Below are 629 nucleotides of genomic sequence, written 5' to 3'. Positions count from 1 at the left end.
AGAGACACGTGATTTTGATGGTCGTACTTATGTGTTAGAGCATTCATTACGCGCGGATGTGGCACTCATCAAAGCACAGAAGGCCGATAAAGCCGGCAACTTGATATTTAATAAAACCGCTCGTAATTTCAACCCAGATTGCGCGATGGCGGGAAAAATCACCATCGTCGAAGTCGAAGAAATCGTCGAGACAGGCACGTTTGATCCAGATGAAGTGCATCTACCGGGTATCTTCGTTCAGCGTATTGTATTAAATGCTAGCCCTGAAAAACGTATCGAAAAAACCACGACTAAAGCAGTAGAAGGCGCTTAGATAAAATCATGGTTGAAACTTATCGTCAGCTTTTAGATTGATAATAACTTAGATAGCTAATTGTTTAGATAACTAACGATTTAGATGAATAACAATAGAATATCGTAAAAAATAAGGAAATCAGCATGGCATGGACAAGAGAACAAATGGCGCAGCGCGCTGCAAAAGAGCTACAAGACGGCTATTACGTTAACTTAGGCATCGGTCTCCCAACGCTGGTCGCCAACTACATTCCTGAAGGCGTAGACGTGTGGTTACAATCAGAGAATGGCTTGTTGGGTATTGGTGAGTTCCCTACAGCAGAAAACGTCGATGC

At 42.8% G+C, this 629-nt stretch carries 2 protein-coding genes; both read left to right on the top strand.

Annotation, left to right across the window (positions count from 1 at the left end; translation table 11 throughout):
- Positions 1-313 (top strand): CoA transferase subunit A (locus ACS8FC_RS18685; protein ID WP_439297893.1); only part of this gene is annotated, 313 nt, incomplete at its 5' end.
- A 125-nt stretch (positions 314-438) separates the two neighbouring features.
- Positions 439-629 (top strand): CoA-transferase (locus tag ACS8FC_RS18680; RefSeq protein ID WP_439297892.1); only part of this gene is annotated, 191 nt, incomplete at its 3' end.

This window comes from Psychrobacter sp. 1Y4 (assembly GCF_051847555.1).
Note: the sequence above shows the minus strand (reverse complement) of the source record. Positions and strands in the feature narration are given on the sequence as shown.